Origin of the sequence: Caballeronia sp. LZ029, assembly GCF_031451275.1 — a bacterium.
In the GTDB taxonomy this organism is placed as follows: Bacteria; Pseudomonadota; Gammaproteobacteria; order Burkholderiales; family Burkholderiaceae; genus Caballeronia; species Caballeronia jiangsuensis.
Map to the genome: position 1 here is coordinate 1,599,455 of NZ_JARUXO010000004.1, position 15,973 is coordinate 1,615,427.

General features: G+C 63.1%; 13 protein-coding genes. 9 read left to right on the forward strand and 4 right to left on the reverse strand.

Features of this window, described 5'->3' with window-relative positions:
- Positions 1–1,336 precede the first annotated feature (1,336 nt).
- On the forward strand, positions 1,337–2,692 hold the full coding sequence (locus tag QCE73_RS33275) for a replication initiation protein (RefSeq protein ID WP_309885206.1): 1,356 nt from the start codon (positions 1,337–1,339) through the stop codon (positions 2,690–2,692).
- Between the two features lie 89 nt (positions 2,693–2,781).
- On the opposite strand, the gene QCE73_RS33280 is transcribed toward QCE73_RS33275, so the two are convergent.
- The gene (locus QCE73_RS33280) at positions 2,782–3,846 is read right to left on the reverse strand and encodes a ParB/RepB/Spo0J family partition protein (protein WP_309885207.1); all 1,065 of its coding nucleotides are present in this window, start codon (positions 3,844–3,846) and stop codon (positions 2,782–2,784) included.
- Between the two features lie 24 nt (positions 3,847–3,870).
- Entirely contained in the window at positions 3,871–4,533 is a 663-nt protein-coding gene (parA, locus tag QCE73_RS33285; protein ID WP_035502737.1) for a ParA family partition ATPase, read from the reverse strand.
- A 298-nt stretch (positions 4,534–4,831) separates the two neighbouring features.
- Between parA and QCE73_RS33290 the strand changes: the two genes are divergently transcribed.
- Positions 4,832–7,258 carry a GNAT family N-acetyltransferase gene (locus QCE73_RS33290; RefSeq protein ID WP_309885208.1) on the forward strand — a complete coding sequence of 809 codons (2,427 nt, stop codon included), beginning with the start codon at positions 4,832–4,834 and terminating at the stop codon, positions 7,256–7,258.
- Here the strand turns inward: QCE73_RS33290 and QCE73_RS33295 are convergent.
- Together QCE73_RS33295 and QCE73_RS33300 are read right to left on the reverse strand one after the other, a co-directional pair.
- Positions 7,255–7,800, reverse strand: coding sequence for a hypothetical protein (locus QCE73_RS33295; RefSeq protein ID WP_309885209.1), 546 nt, complete (start codon positions 7,798–7,800; stop codon positions 7,255–7,257). The genes QCE73_RS33290 and QCE73_RS33295 overlap by 4 nt on opposite strands.
- A gap of 94 nt (positions 7,801–7,894) precedes the next feature.
- On the reverse strand, positions 7,895–8,671 hold the full coding sequence (locus QCE73_RS33300) for an IclR family transcriptional regulator (protein WP_309885307.1): 777 nt from the start codon (positions 8,669–8,671) through the stop codon (positions 7,895–7,897).
- A 220-nt stretch (positions 8,672–8,891) separates the two neighbouring features.
- On the opposite strand from QCE73_RS33300, the gene QCE73_RS33305 reads away from it, so the two are divergent.
- From QCE73_RS33305 to QCE73_RS33335, 7 genes are read left to right on the forward strand one after another with little or no spacing between them, the layout of a single operon-like run.
- Positions 8,892–9,893 carry a sugar ABC transporter substrate-binding protein gene (locus QCE73_RS33305; protein ID WP_309885210.1) on the forward strand — a complete coding sequence of 334 codons (1,002 nt, stop codon included), beginning with the start codon at positions 8,892–8,894 and terminating at the stop codon, positions 9,891–9,893.
- On the forward strand, positions 9,890–11,395 hold the full coding sequence (locus QCE73_RS33310; RefSeq protein ID WP_309885211.1) for a sugar ABC transporter ATP-binding protein: 1,506 nt from the start codon (positions 9,890–9,892) through the stop codon (positions 11,393–11,395). The genes QCE73_RS33305 and QCE73_RS33310 overlap by 4 nt, the downstream gene beginning before the upstream one ends.
- Positions 11,385–12,407: an ABC transporter permease gene (locus QCE73_RS33315; RefSeq protein ID WP_035502724.1), complete on the forward strand. Its 1,023-nt coding sequence runs from the start codon at positions 11,385–11,387 to the stop codon at positions 12,405–12,407. Before QCE73_RS33310 ends, QCE73_RS33315 begins: the two co-directional genes overlap by 11 nt.
- An 11-nt stretch (positions 12,408–12,418) precedes the next feature.
- Complete coding sequence (locus QCE73_RS33320) at positions 12,419–12,736, forward strand: UxaA family hydrolase (RefSeq protein ID WP_035502721.1); 318 nt, start codon at positions 12,419–12,421, stop codon at positions 12,734–12,736.
- 9 nt (positions 12,737–12,745) lie between these two features.
- Positions 12,746–14,038 carry a UxaA family hydrolase gene (locus QCE73_RS33325; RefSeq protein WP_309885212.1) on the forward strand — a complete coding sequence of 431 codons (1,293 nt, stop codon included), beginning with the start codon at positions 12,746–12,748 and terminating at the stop codon, positions 14,036–14,038.
- 24 nt (positions 14,039–14,062) lie between these two features.
- Complete coding sequence (locus tag QCE73_RS33330; protein ID WP_309885213.1) at positions 14,063–15,109, forward strand: aldo/keto reductase; 1,047 nt, start codon at positions 14,063–14,065, stop codon at positions 15,107–15,109.
- On the forward strand, positions 15,106–15,942 hold the full coding sequence (locus QCE73_RS33335) for an amidohydrolase family protein (protein ID WP_309885214.1): 837 nt from the start codon (positions 15,106–15,108) through the stop codon (positions 15,940–15,942). The genes QCE73_RS33330 and QCE73_RS33335 overlap by 4 nt, the downstream gene beginning before the upstream one ends.
- The last annotated feature ends 31 nt before the right edge of the window (positions 15,943–15,973 follow it).

Consider the following 15,973-nt stretch of genomic DNA (forward strand, 5'->3'; position numbering starts at 1 on the left):
AGCTCTCCGGGAGGGATCGGTGACGGACTTCGGGATTCTCGGTGAGGAGTCGCGGGAACGATCGTGAGCGGGTTCGGGAGAGCGCGTAAACCCGCCGGTGAGCGGATCCGGGAGAAAACTCCCATGGCAGCATTGATGTGTCGAATTTTTCGTGCGATCAATCGATGTGGAAAGGTGAGGCTTCTCGGGAGCACGCGAAAGACGGTGTTCACGCATCAAAACGGGTATGTTTTACCGACCGGTGAGAGTTTGCGGGAAACAGACTGGGATGAAGGTGAGGCTTTTCGGGTTCCTGTACGCCGCGAACCCCGAATTTGCCGCATTCTGGCTCGAAGGTGAGAGTTTGCGGGAGTGGAAAAGCGGACTATCGGCCGGGCTGAACTTCGGGACTGCACGTCGAAGCCAAGATTCGTCGATGTTTGTCACTGAGGTGAGTGTTTTCAGGAGTTGAAGTAAGGTCGTTTTGCGATTTCTTTATGAAGGTGCCGTGGTTCAACGGTGAGGTAATGCGGGAAGGGGTTTGCGCACGACGGGTCAGAAGTGATGATCTCAATGACATCTGGACACGAAAAATCACTTGTAATCAATGATATAGATGAAGATCAGCGTACACGCACCAACATATGGTGAGCAAATTCGGGAGAAGTGGGCATTGGCGCAGCGGGTGACGACGCTTCGATTGGTGAGAGTTTGCGGGAGCGTGCTTGCTCCTGATTACGTGAACAAAGCGAGATAAGTGCCTGGAATGGCGTGTTTTTTCAGAGCCTGTCCGCAAAGGTGAGCATTTTCAGGAGCGAATGGGCTTTCCTTCAGATGACGCAGTACAACATCGAAAGCCGTCAAGGTGAGGGTTTTCAGGAGCTGTTTCGTAGCAGCGCGCCTTGGATCAAGGCGCGAAATGTCGTATAAGCCTGAACGGCGTTGTGCAAAGGTGAGGATTTCCGGGACTGTCCATCCGTCGCCAACCAAAAGTGAGTGCTCCCGTCGCCAGATGTGCACCGCGAGGGGGCCAATTCCGGGCTAAAGCGTGGCCGGCGGCGGTGCTGTCTCTGGCGCGCCACAGCCGGCGACATGCAAAAAATTTTTAGGGTGAGGGTTTTCGGGACCCTCATTCGACCGTCCCGGACATGCACCAGGATTGCCGCAATTCGTTTACCCGCGTGGAGTCTGCATATATGAGAGGAATGCGATCGGTGAGCGGTGAGGGTTTACGGGAGCGCACCGCAGTGAGTCGAATCGTTCCGCCCGTCATCACCCCGCAAAGGTGAAGACTCCCCTATAGACGTGGTTCACCCCGCTCGGTATCCTTGCTCGCAATATCGATCCTGACCATTTCATGGCCACAAAGCGCGCAAAGAAAACCGACGTAGTCAGCCCGAGTTCGGCGGAGTTGCGCAAGGCGGTCGAGGCCATTGCGATTCAACCGAAAAGCGGCAAGATCACGCTGCTCACGAGAAAGCTCTTCAACGTGCTTCTCGCGGTCGCTCAGCAAGCCGACGACGCCGGCGACACATATCGCGCGCTGCTATCCGATATCGTCGCGAACTCCGCATTCGATTCGAACGATACCGCACTCGTTAAAGAGCATTTGCGTCGCATGGTGTCAGTGCAGGTCGAGTGGAGTACTGGCACATCGAGCCAGAAGCCCGGTCGGAAATGGGGAATTTCTACGCTGATCGCCGACGCCGAAATCCTCGAGGATCCGACGACACGCCGCGTATGGGTCGAATTCTCGTTTGCGCCGAAGATCAAGAAGAAGCTGCTGGACCCCGTCCAATATGCGCGGCTGAGCCTCCAATTCCAAAGCCAGCTGCGTAGCAGCGCGGGCCTCGCGCTCTACGAAATCTGCGTTCGCTATCTGACCAATCCCAGTCATCTGACGATGCGCGAAACGTGGGAGTGGTGGCGGCCGATTCTTTCCGGCACCCCTGACACCGAAGCCGGCGACGAAGCCAAGCGCGAGTACAAATACTTCAAACGCGACTATCTGCGTCCCGCGATTGCCGAAGTGAATGCGGTGACGAACATCTTCGTCGAGCTGGTCGAACATCGTGAAGGACGGCGAGTCGCCGAAATTCAGTTCCGCGTGACCGAGCGCAAGCAGCCGATGCTCGCGCTCGATGAACATCCGAACGTATTCGACAGCACGCTCGTGGATCGGATGGTGAAGATCGGCATTCCGCTAAAGGACGCGCAGACGCTCTACGCGGACAGTGAGGAAAACCGTATCCGCGCCGCTTTGCAGATGACAGAGCAGCGCATGCGCAGCACGACCTTGCCGCCGGTCCGCAGCGCAGCGGCTCTTTTCAAGGATGCGCTCAAGAAGGGCTACGCGCCGCCGGTCGAGGCGCTGCCGCCGACAACGAGCGGTACGACGACGCGTACCTCAGCAACCGTTTCCGGCGCCGACGATCTCAAAGCCCGCTTGCTGAGCGAATTTTCGGCTTACCGTCGCAAGGAAGCGCGCGTGCTGTACGACGAGCAAGGTGAGGAAGAACGGGAGATCGCGCGCCAGTCGTTCGAGGAAGATGTGCTGCCGGGCCTGGGTACACACATGCGCGACGATTGGCGCAAGCGCGGACTGGATTCGAAGCTTGCCGAGACATCCTTCTTCGACTGGCTGGCCCGAAGGACGTGGGGCGAGCCGACGGATGGCGACTTGCTGGCATTTACGCTGAGTCAGTCGCGCTGATCTCTTTGCATGAGGGCTTCTGCCGCAGGAACGGCTGCAACGTTCCCAGAAAAGGCCGCTGGAGAATCATCTCCGCGGCCATCGCTGCATCACTTCTCGGCGTCGGCCGGTTGAAGCATGAGTTCGATCTGATGCAGCAGCGCGTCGCGCTTCTCCCGCGACAAACCCCGCAAACGCAGTTCGAGACGATCTTCACCGTATGACTTCAGATCGCCAACCGCAATGCCATCCAGCTTGATCTCGAGACGTTGCGCATAGCGCTGACGGCTCGGCGTCTTCGGCGTTTCCTGAGCGCTCGCGCGACCCTTGACGATGTCGGCGACCTGGCGCGTGCTCAGATCGTCCGAGGTGATCTTGTTGATAAGCCGAAGCGTGGCGTCGCTGCCGCGGGCCGTGTGATAGCGGGCGATCTGATAGGCCATGTTCGAGCCGAATCGGTCCGGTCGCGCGACCATCTCGTGCATGACGTTTTCGGGAAGCTTCGCGATCGACAACGCCACGGCGATCGTCGACTCGTCGAGGCCAAGGTGATCCGCCAGTTCGCGCTGGCTCTGGAAATGCTGCTCGTCGAGGAAGCGCCGCCAGACCACCGCGTTGTCGAAGACGGTCTGCGAGTCGCGCTGAACGTTCAGGTCGTAACCCAGCTTGTAGCTCTGAATGCCGATCGACAGATCGACGACCACCGCCTTGACCGTATCCTTATTCGCCTCTTTCAGCGCTCGCACGCGCCGGCCGCCATCGCTGACGAAAAACGTCCCCGGACTTTCATAGTCGGGGATGACGTGAATCGCCTGCTGCTGTCCCTGCTTCGCGAGGTTGACGGCCAGTTCCGCAATGGAAGTCTTGAGATAGAAATGCCGCGGGTTGAACGGGCTGGGCTTGATCGACTTGAGCGGCAGTTCGATCACTTGGCCGCTCGTATAACGGTTGGCGCGCCTCCAGGCCCGATATTCGTCGGATTCCGGCCCGGTATTGACGTCGGCGGGATCTTCGGCGACGAAGGCGCTCGATCGACCATTCGCGGCAGCCTGCCCTGCGTGCTGAATGTCGACGATGCCATCGATCGCATTGAGACGATCGAGCGCTGTGCGCTTCTCGCTGCTTGTCGAATCGGGGCGAGCCTTGAAGCCCTTCGCAAACTGGGATGGTTTCATACAGGGTCCTTTATGCGCATAAAGTCAGGCGAGCATGCCGAGGATCTCATCCGCCACAGCGCGAATTTCCGCCGCCGCCAGGCGCGACCCTCGATCGCTCATTTGAAGCACGGTTACTCCGAGCGCCATCGCCTGCTTGTAGCACTCGCGTGTGGGGATCTGGGTTTTGAGCAAGGGGAAGCCGAGTTCTTCGAGCGCGACCTTGAGTTCGCGTGTGAGCATGCGCTTCTCCTCCGTTTTGTTGAGGAGGAAGACAGCGCGTAGGTCTTCGTTCATGACCTGTGCTTGTTGCACGAGCTTGACGAGACCGACGCTCGACCAATAGTCCGCCGGCGACGACGAAGTCGGAATCACCGCGACGCTCGCCGCCAGCAGCACGACTCCCGACACCTTCTCGGTGATCGACGGTGGGCAATCCACCACGATGATGTCGTAGTCGTTGACGAACTTCTTGATCTCGCGATGGATCTGCCCTCCCGCTTCGGACAGATTGACGACCGGAAACGGAATGCCGCTCGATCCATCCGATGCGGCGCTCGACCAATGTATCAAGGTGTTCTGACCATCCGCGTCGACCACCAGCACACGCTTCTTCTTTTCGTGAAAGGCCGCACCGAGGTGCATCGCAATCGTGCTCTTGCCGACACCGCCCTTCTGCTGCGTGATCGCTATGATTTCCGCCGCCACGTTTTGCTCCGAATTTTGAAGTTCGTTGAATTCTACATTGGCGTAGTTATTTTTCCAGTGATAAACCGCAACAAATGAACTTCGTTAGCCATTCGGCCGAGGTTTATGCGCATAAAGTCGCCACAGCCGTGTCGACGGTGACGGAGCCACGAAGGATCCGGCCAGCGAACCCGTTCCGTGCCCGCCAAACTTTATGCGCATAAAGTCGCCCCGGCGGCGCCCAATCACAGCCATCACCCCCAAAACAAAATCGCCTATCCTAAGCGCTGACCCAACTGCCGCTCGCGCCGGAGCCGTCATGACCGTTCGCAACCTGGATATCCTGTTCGCGCCGAAATCGATCGCTATAGTGGGGGCCTCGTCGCGTGTGGGCAGCGTCGGCGAGATGGTATGGACGCGGGTCCAGTGCGCGGGATTCAACGGCGCCCTGTGGCCCGTCAATCCGAAGCATCAATTGCTGGGCGGCGAGACCGTGTATGCGGACGTCGATGACCTGCCCGAAGCGCCGAGCGTCGCCGTGCTCTGCACACGTCCGCGCACGTGGCCGGATCTCGTCGAGCGTCTGGGCCGGCGTGGAACGAAAGCAGTAGTGATCGTCGGCGAAGCGACGCAGCGCGGAAGGGCGTCATCATCGCGGGACAAGCAGCAATCGTTCGCCGCCGAAGCCGATGAATGGACCGTTCGCACGCTCGCGGCCGCCCGTCCTTTCCTCGTGCGCATCATCGGGCCTGGCAGTCTCGGCGTCGTGACGCCCGCGATCGGCGCATGTCTCGGCGCGCCCGCATGTAGCGTCAAATCGGGTGGCGTCGCATGGGTATCCGGGTCGAACGCGCTGACGAACGGCGTGCTGGGCTGGGCGCGCGCGCGTGGGCTCGGGTTCTCGCGCATCGTCGCGCTCGGTGATGAAGCCGATGTCGATTCCGGCGATATCCTCGACTTCCTCGCGAGCGATGCATCGACGCGCGCAATCCTGCTCGCCATAGAAACCGTCCGCTCGGCGCGCAAGTTCATGTCCGCCGCGCGCGCCGCGGCGCGAAATAAACCTGTTCTCGTGCTGCGCACCGGTCGCGACGATCCGTTCGATCGTCTCTACGGCGCGGCCTTCCGTCGTGCCGGACTCGTCCGTGTCGATTCACTCGACGACCTGCTCGACGAAATCGAAACGCTCGGCATCGGCCGAGTGGCGGCGAGCGATGTTGCGACCGTCATCACGAGCGACCGCGGCGTCGCGACGCTCGCGCAGGACGCGTTCAGCGCCTCGGGCGATGACCTCGCGCATTGGCCGACCGCCGCGCGCGATGCCGTTGCCGCCGCGCTGCCTCGCGCCCGTGCGGGCAACCCGCTTCTTCTCGGCGACGATGCCACGCCCGCTGACTTCGGCGCCGCGCTCGAAGCGCTCGCGTCCCATCGCGAAACCGGCACCGTGTTTGTCGTGCATGCTCCGACGCACGCCGCGCCCGTCGCGGACGTCGCGCGCATATTGATCGCCGAACGGCGTCACGCTTATCGCGGATTGCTGGCGTGCTTTTTCGGCTGCGTCGATTCGGCCACGCGCGACGAATTGCACGCGAACGGCATTCCGGTGCACACAACGCCGCATCGGCTGGCACGCGGCTTCGCGCGCCTCGTCGATTTCCGGCAAGGCCGCGAACTGTTGATGCAAACCCCCGACGGCCTCCCCGTCGACATTCCGGAAGAGATCGACGCCGCGCAATGCGAGATTCGAAGCGCGCTCGGAAACGGCATCGCCGAATTGAATGGCGAACGTGCGGCGCGCGTGTTCGCTCGCTTCGGCATCACGGTTAAGCCGGGACCGCCCGACTCGCTCACGAGCGATGCCGTCGAAATTCAGACGCGGCTGCTCAATCATCGCGTGTTCGGTCCGGTCTTCGAATTCAGGGCCGAAGGCGCGCTCGGACTCGCGGACGCGCTTCACGAGTTCGCGTTACCGCCGCTCAACCCCGTGCTGTCGCGCGATCTCGTCATGCGCTCGCCGCGCTCGCGCGAGCTGCCCGCCGAGACGCTGCTCAACGCGCTGACCGCGCTGTCGCAACTCGTTTGCTATGTCGAGGAAATCGTCGCGCTGCGGCTCACCCTCCGCGTCACGCGCGATTCGGTTGCCGTTCACGAGCCGCAACTCACGCTCGGCGCGCATCGCAAGCCGCTTGCGATCGTGCCGTATCCGCGCTGTCTCGAAGAGACGCTCGACTGGCGCGGCATGCGCGTCACCGTGCGGCCGATTCGCCCCGAAGACGAAGAAGCGCATGCGGCTTTCGTCGCCGCCAATACCGCCGAAGATTTGCGTCTGCGTTTCTTCGGCGCCGTGCGCAGCTTCGATCACTCGCAACTCGCGCGCATGACGCAGATCGACTACGACCGCGAGATGGCGCTGATCGTCACGCGGGCGAATGGCGAAGGCACGGGCGAGACGCTCGGCGTCGCGCGCGCGATCGCCGATCCCGACAACGAGACCGCCGAGTTCGCCGTCGCCGCACGCTCGGATATGAAGGGGAGGGGATTGGGCTCGCTGCTTCTGTCGCGCGTCATCGACTACGCGAAGAAGCGCGGCACGCGCTGGATGGTCGGCGAAGCCTTGCGCGAGAACGCCGGCATGATCGCGCTCGCACGCAATTCTGGCTTCGAGTTGACGAAGACCGAAGATCCGGGCGTCGTCGGTTTCAGGATGCGGCTGTGCGATACACCGGCACAGCCGCGCGCGGATTAGGCCACGAGCCTGGTCAGCGCCTCGTCGATCTGAGCGCGCGACAGCGAAAGCTCGTCGAGCAATGCTTCGGCGTACGTACTTCCCGTTTCCTTTTCGAGCCGCGCGATCGTCAATGCACAACGCGACGTGTCCTTCAATGTCGCGATGAACGGCTTGACCGATTGACCCGACGTGAACGCGTCGAAGAGCGGCACGCGGATGTCCTCGGGCAATGCGCGCGACGTCCACTGATACGGCTTGCCGTTGTGCGTCAGTTGCGGTGGCAGCGTGCGCTCCTTCTTCGCGGCGGGAATCAGGCCGAAAGTGCGCGCCGCATCGCCGATCTGCTCGGCCGAAAAAAGCTCGTCGGGCGTGATGTCGAATTGCGCGATATACGTTTCGATCGCGTGCATCGCGGCCGCGCGATCGTCGCGCGTTTTCTGCGCACGCGCGACGATCTCGCGCAGCTCATCGGCTTCGTCGGACGTGATCGTGAAGTTCGCCTGCTTTTGCTGAAGTTCGGTGAATCGGAGGAATTCGGAATCGGAAAGGAGTTTCGCCATCGGGAGTGCGTCGAATTGAATACGTCGGCACGCGGAACGCAGCGCGCCGGCTTTTTGAGAGGGCCGCCATTCTAACGCGCGACGCCCGCGCCGTTCAGTCGTGCATCATCGAAAGCGATGCCGCGGAGTCTCTCAGCAATGCCGTGACGTCGTCGATCGACGGCGCCACGTATTCATCGATACGTCGCATATACGGGCAGGTGAGGGCGGCGATCGCCTGGCCCGATGGCCCGAGCAGCGGAAATGTCACGTCCGTTACGCCGAAGGTCTGCTGACTTTCCTTCTTCGAATAGCCGAGTTCGCAAATCCGTTGGTAATCGGCATCGAGCACTTCGCGATCCAGCGCAAGCTCGCCTTTGACCTTGGTGTGCTCCGCAAGCATGTGCTCGCGCTGCTCTTCGGTCTGGAACGCGAGCATCACGCGGCCCGAGCCGGTGTCGATCAGGCCGACGCGCGAGCCGAGCCGCACCGAAATGCCCCACGTGCCGGGGCCGTCCACCTGCGCGATCACGAGAAGATTGCCGCGATCGTAGACGGCGAGATGCACCGACTGCTCCGCCGCGTCGGCGAAACGCTGCATCACGGGTAACGCTTCGGCAATCAGCCGGTTCATCGGCGGATGACGATGCGCGAGCGCATAGAGCTTGAGGCTCAGCGAATAGCGATCGCCCTCGGGCGAGCGCACGACGTACTGCCGCGCGACGAGCCGCTCCAGCATCCGATACATCTCGCTCGCATTGCGCCCGAGCATCTTCGTGATTTCCGCGCGCGTGAGTCCCGACTTCTGCTCCGAAAGCAGTTCCAGGATATCGAGCCCCTTGTCGAGGGCGGGCGCGCGATAGCGGTCGGCGTCGTTGTCTTCCACGTCCATGGGCAGTCCGGGTCGGTTCATGAATTCGCGCGAGTTTAAGCCTTCTGTCAGTCGACGAAAACCGGCTAGGGAAATTACCGACCGGTTTCGCCGCGCATCGTCCTTGACTTCGATTTATGCGTATATGAATAATACGTTCACTGATGAATAGATGCACCGGCAGTTTCCCGAAGCCCCACGTCGCAGTCACGAAGAACCGCACACATCAGGAGACAAACGCATGAGATTCACGAAGACACTCGCCGTCGCCATCGCCGCGATCGGCACCATCGGCTTGGCGCACGCAGCCGAGAGCGGCAAAGTCGGCCTCGGCCTGCCGCTGCTGACATCGCCGTTCTGGCAGTCGTACAACAACTACCTGCCGAAATACGCGAAGGAGATGGGCCTCGACATCCTCGCGCCCGTCAATTCGAACGGCGACCCCGCGCAGCAGATCACCGACATGAACAGCCTGCTGAACCTCGGCGCGAAGGGCATCGTCGTCGGGCCGCTGGATTCGGCGGCGATCAGCCGGGCGCTCGATGCATCGTCGGCGAAGAGCGTGCCGGTCGTCGCGGTGGACGTAGCGCCCACGCAGGGCAAGGTCGCGATGGTCGTGCGTGCCGACAACCGCGCCTACGGTTCGAAGTCGTGCGAGTACATCGGCGAGCACGTGAAGTCGGGCAAGGTCGTGCAGATCATGGGCGATCTGGCGTCGGTGAACGGCCGCGACCGGTCCGAGGCGTTTCGCGAGTGCCTGAAGAAATATCCGTCGCTGAGCCTTCTGGAAATCCCGGCCGCATGGAAGGGCGACGCCGCCGCGACCGCGCTCGACAGCCTGCTGACGGCGAATCCCGATGTGAAGGCGATCTACATGCAGGCGGGCGGCGTCTATCTGTCGCCGACGCTCCAGACGCTGCGGCGCAAGCAACTGCTCGTCAAGGCGGGCGATCCGAAGCACATCGTGATCGTGAGCAATGACGGCATCCCGCAGGAATACGATGCGATCCGCCGCGGTGAAATCGATGCGACCATCTCGCAGCCCGCCGATCTGTACGCGAAGTACGGCTTCTTCTATATCAAGGCGGCGCTCGCCGGGCAGACCTTCAAGCCCGGCCCGACGGATCACGGCAGCACGATCGTCCAGCGCGCGCCCGGCATTCTGGAAGACCAGTTGCCCGCGCCGCTCGTGACGAAAGCCAACGTCGACGACAAGTCCCTCTGGGGCAACAACATCAAATGAGCGCGCCCGTGGTGGAAGCGCTTGGGTTGACCAAGCGCTACGGTTCGACGGCGGCGCTGTCGGACGTCACGATGCGCGTTCTGCCCGGCGAGTCGCACGCGCTCGTCGGGCGCAACGGCGCGGGCAAGTCGACGCTCGTCTCGATGATCACCGGCTTGCGCCGTCCCGACGCCGGCGAGATTCGCTTCGGCGGCGAGCCCGCGCCGCCGCTCGCGGATCGCGATGCATGGCGCGAGCGCGTCGCGTGCGTCTATCAGCATTCGACGATCATCCGCGAGTTGTCGGTCGCCGAGAACCTGTTCATCAACCGGCAGCATCGGCGCGGCGGTGTGATCGACTGGCGCACGATGCGCCGCGACGCTCGCGCCTTGCTCGATCACTGGAAGATCGACGTGCGCGAGGACGCGCGCGCCGGCGATCTGACTGTCGAGGCGCGGCAGTTGGTCGAGATCGCGCGGGCGCTGTCGTATGGCGCGCGCTTCATCATCCTCGACGAGCCGACTGCACAGTTGGACGGCGACGAGATCAAGCGTCTCTTCAGGCGTATCGAAGAGTTGCAGACAGAAGGTGTCACTTTCCTGTTCATTTCCCATCACTTGCAGGAGGTGTACGAAATCTGTCAGGCGGTGACCGTGCTGCGCGATGCGCGGCATATCGTCAGCGCACCGGTTTCGGCGTTGCCGCGCGACAAGCTGATCGAAGCGATGACGGGCGAAAAAGGCGGTCTCGCCGTCACCGATGCCGCGACGCGTGCGCCTTTGCCCGCCGATGCATCGATCGCGCTTTCCGTGTCCGCGCTCTCGGGCGGCGACTACGACGACGTCAGCTTCGACGTGCGGCGCGGCGAAGTCATCGGCCTGACGGGCGCGACGACGAGCGGTCGCACGAGCGTCGCGGAAGCCATCGCCGGATTGAAGGCGCAACGCAGCGGCACGATCGCGGTCGACGGCCGCACGCTCACGCCCGGCGATGTGCCCGGCGCATTGGCGAGCGGCGTCGGTTGCGTGCCGAAGGACCGGCATCGCGAAGGGCTCGTGCTCACCCAGTCCGTCGCGGAGAACGCGTCGATGACGATCGCGCGCACGCTCGGGCGCTTCGGCATCGCGTCGCCGGCGAAGAAGAACGCCTTCGGGCGCCGCATGATCGCGGCGCTCGGCATCAAGACGCAAGGGCCGGAGCATGTCGTGTCGGGCCTGTCGGGCGGCAATCAGCAAAAAGTGGTGATGGCGCGCGCGCTCGCGACCGATCCGAATGTGCTCGTGCTTATCGATCCGACCGCGGGCGTCGACGTGAAATCGAAGGAAGCGCTGCTCGGCGTCGTCGAACGGGTGCGCGAGGAAGGCAAGGCGGTGCTCGTCGTCTCCGGCGAACTCGACGACCTGCGCACCTGCGACCGCGTCCTCGTGATGTTCCGTGGCGCGATCGCCGCCGAATTCCCTGCCGGTTGGCAGGACCATGAACTCATCGCATCCGTCGAAGGAGTGAGTCTCCATGAAGCATGACGTTTCCAGTTCCGCGATGGCCGGCCTGCCGATGCAGCGCCAGCGCCCGCGCATCGAGCTCGCGCGCTTTCGCGATCTCGCGCTCTTGCCCGCGCTCGCGCTGCTGCTCGCGATCGGCGCGTTCGTCAGCCCGAGCTTTCTGACGCAGGCGAATCTGATCAGCATTCTCGGCGCGTCGGCGGCGCTCGCGCTCGTCGTGCTCGCCGAATCGCTGATCGTGCTGACGGGCAAGTTCGATTTGTCGCTCGAATCGACGGTCGGCATCGCGCCCGCCGTCGGCGCGATGCTCGTGATGCCTGCTGCGTCGGCGGGCTTCGGACTCGAATGGCCGGCGGCCGCCGGTCTCGCGGCGATCGTGGTGGTCGGCGCGCTGATCGGCTTCGTCAACGGCTTTCTGGTCGTGCGGCTGCGCCTGAACGCGTTCATCGTCACGCTCGCGATGCTGATCGTGCTGCGCGGAATGCTCGTCGGCGCGACGAAGGGCGGCACGCTGTTCGACATGCCGCCCTCGTTCTTCACGCTCGCGACGACGCTCGTGCTCGGCCTGCCCGTTTCCGTGTGGCTCGCGGCGGCGGCGTTCGCGGCCGCCGCGTTCATGCTGCGCTATCACCGCCTCGGACGCGCGCTCTACGCGATCGGCGGCAATCCGGAAGCGGCGCGCGCGGCGGGCATTCGCGTCGAGCGCATCACGTGGGGCGTGTTCGTTCTGGGCAGCGTGCTCGCGTCGATCGGCGGGCTGGTCGTCACGGGCTATGTCGGCGCGATCAACGCGAATCAGGGCAACGGCATGATCTTCACGGTGTTCGCCGCGGCGGTCATCGGCGGCATTTCGCTCGATGGCGGCAAGGGCACGATGCTCGGCGCGCTGTCAGGCGTTTTGCTGCTGGGCGTCGTGCAAAACCTCCTGACACTTGCGCAAGTTCCGTCGTTCTGGATTCAGGCGATCTACGGCGCGATCATCCTCGGCTCGCTGATGGTCGCGCGAATCGCGGGCGGCGAAGCGCAAAACTGACGATATCGACGATGCAAAAAACCACCGATCCGCGCCTCATTCTGCTGAGTCCGGAAGACAACTGCCTGATCGCCGGCGCGCGCTTGCCGGCGGGCGAAACGCTGATGATCGAAGGCGAGTCCGTCACGCTCGCGACGACCATCGAGCTCGCGCACAAGCTCGCGCGGCGGGCGTTGTCGAAGGACGAAAAGGTGCTGCGCTACGGCGCGATCATCGGCCACGTGAATGCCGATGTCGCGTGCGGCGAGCATCTGCATACGCACAATCTGGAAAGCGACTACATCCCGACATATACGCACGACGCCGGGCACGCCTACGTACAGCACTGAAGAACACTCATGAACAGTCCCGCACTGCAAGGCTATCTCCGCGCGGATGGCAGGAAGGGCATCCGCAATGTCGTCGCGGTGGCGTATCTCGTCGAGTGCGCGCATCACGTCGCGCGCGAGATCGTCACGCATTTCCGGCCATCGTTCGATGATTTCGATTCCTTCGATCCTCAAGCCGAATCGCCCGTGCATCTGATCGGCTTTCCGGGCTGCTATCCGAACAGCTACGCCGAAAAAATGCTGGAGCGCATCTGCACGCATCCGAATGTCGGCGCGGTGCTGTTCGTATCGCTCGGTTGCGAGAGCATGAACAAGCACTATCTCGTCGATGCCGTGCGCGCGAGCGGGCGCCCCGCCGCCGTGCTGACGATCCAGGAAAAAGGCGGCACGCGCAGCACGATCCAGAACGGCCTCGACTGGGTGCGCGAGGCGCGCGCGACGCTCGCGGCGCAACAGAAGGTGCCGATGGCGCTCGACGAACTGATCGTCGGCACGATTTGCGGCGGCTCGGACGGCACGAGCGGCATCACGGCGAATCCGGCGGTGGGCCGCGCATTCGATGCGTTCATCGATGCGGGCGCGTCGTGCGTTTTCGAGGAAACGGGCGAGCTCGTCGGCTGCGAATTCCATATGAAGCGGCGCGCGGCGCGGCCCGAACTCGGCGACGCGATCGTCGAATGCGTGCAGAAGGCCGCGCGCTATTACACGACGATGGGCCACGGCTCGTTCTCCGTCGGCAACGCGGACGGCGGGCTGACGACGCAGGAAGAGAAATCGCTCGGCGCGTATTCGAAGAGCGGCGCGTCGCCGATCGTCGGCATCATCAAGCCGGGCGATGTGCCGCCGACGGGCGGGCTCTATCTGCTCGATGTCGTCCCCGATGGCGAACCGCGCTTCGGCTTTCCCAATATCAGCGACAACGCGGAGATCGGCGAACTGATCGCGTGCGGCTGTCACGTGATTCTCTTCACGACCGGGCGCGGCTCGGTGGTCGGCTCGGCGATATCGCCGGTCATCAAGGTCTGCGCGAATCCATCGACGTATCGCAATCTGTCCGGCGATATGGACGTCGACGCCGGCCGCATCCTCGAAGGCCGCGCGACGCTCGACGAAGTCGGGCGCGAAGTCTTCGATGTCACGGTTGCGGTGGCGGCGGGCGCGGCGTCGAAGTCGGAGGCGCTCGGGCATCAGGAATTCATCCTGACTTACAAAACCTTCGAACCGGTCGGCCCGGCGTGTTTGCCCGGCGGCGCGGGACGCGTTACTGTGGCGTCTCGCACCGTGGAGATCGTTTCAAACTGAACGTATCGACTGAGGGTCGCACACATGACTGGAGACACGCAGGCAGTTTCGCGCCGACGCAAGATCGGCCGCACGGCGCTGGAAGTCACGGCGCTGTCGCTCGGCACCGCGCCGCTCGGCGGGCTGTATCACGAACTGACGGAAGACGAGGCGCGCGCAACCGTCGATGCCGCGTGGCAAGCCGGCATCCGCTGCTTCGACACCGCGCCGCACTATGGCCACACGAAGGCGGAGCATCGTCTGGGCGATGCCTTGCGGCGCTATCCGCGCGGCGACTTCGTCATCTCGACGAAAGTCGGCCGGCGCTTCGTCCCGCGCACGACGCCCGACGACGGCAGCGAAGGCTGGGCCGCGCCGCTGCCGTTCCAGGCGATCTACGACTACACCTACGACGGCGTCATCCGCTCGTTCGAAGACAGCCAGATGCGGCTCGGCATGATCGATATCGATATCGTGCTGATTCACGACATCGGCCGCGTCACGCATGGCGAGAAGAACGCGCATTACTGGAAGCAACTCACCGACGAAGGCGGTTTTCGCGCGCTCGAAGAGTTGAAGCAGTCGCGCGGCGTGAAAGCGGTGGGCCTCGGCGTGAACGAAGGCGCGGCCGTGATGGAAGCGATGGCCGAATTCGACATCGACTGCGCATTGCTCGCGGGCCGCTACACGCTGCTCGAACAAAATACGCTCGACGATCTTCTGCCCGAATGCGAAAAACGCGGCGTGAGCATCCTGCTCGGCGGCGCGTTCAATTCGGGCATTCTCGCGCGCGGTCTCGATGCCAACGCGCACGGCGATCTCAAGTTCAACTACGGCGATGCGCCGAAGGATATCGTCGAGCGCGTCGGCAAGCTGGAGCGCGTATGCCGTGCGCATGGCGTCGCGCTGGCGACCGCGGCCATCCAGTTTCCTTATGCGCATAAAGTCGTGGCCACGGTGCTGATGGGCGCGCGCACGCCGGATGAAGTGCGCGAAAACGCGGCATCGTTCGCGACGCCGGTTCCGCCTGCGCTGTGGGACGCGTTGCGCGCGGAAGGTCTGCTTCACGCGAACGCCCCGGTGCCGCGATGAATATCGACTCGCATCAGCATTACTGGGATCCATCGCGCGGCGACTATGGATGGCTCACGCCGGACATGAAGCCGCTCTTTCGCGTATTCGGCCCGAACGATCTCGCGCCGCTTCGCGAGGCGGTCGGTGTTCAACGAACCGTCGTCGTTCACGCCGCGCCGACGCTCGACGAAACGCGCTATCTGCTCGACCTCGCGCGCAATGACGAATCGATCGCGGGTGTCGTCGGCTGGGTTCCGCTCGATTCGCCCGATGCACCGAAGTTCATCGACGAATTCGCACGCGAGCCGAAGTTCAAGGCCGTGCGCCCGATGCTGCAGGACTTGCCCGACGATACGTGGATCGCACACGCGCCGCGCGAGGACGCGATCGAGCGCCTCATCGACCTCGATCTCGCCTTCGACGCGTTGATCTTCGCGCGGCATGTGCCCTCGTTGATCGAATTCGTCGAGCGATATCCGAGCTTGCGCGTCGTGGTCGATCATGGCGCGAAGCCGCCGATCCGCGACGGTCTTGCATCAGGCTGGCAACCCTGGGCCGAGGGCATCGCGCAACTCGCCGCCTTGCCGCAAAGACTTCATTGCAAGCTCTCCGGCCTCGCGACCGAATCCGGGAAGAACTGGACCGACGAAACCTTGAAACCCTACGTCGCGCATCTTCTCGAACAATTCGGCGCCGAGCGCCTGATGTGGGGCAGCGACTGGCCCGTGCTCAATATGAACGGCAGTTACACTGCATGGCACAGCACGGCCCAAAACCTCACGTCGCATCTTAAAAAAGCCGATCAGGCCGCGATTTTCGGCGCGAACGCCCGCGCGTTCTACCGTCTCTGAAACGGCTGATATACCCGGCATGTCTCAAAAA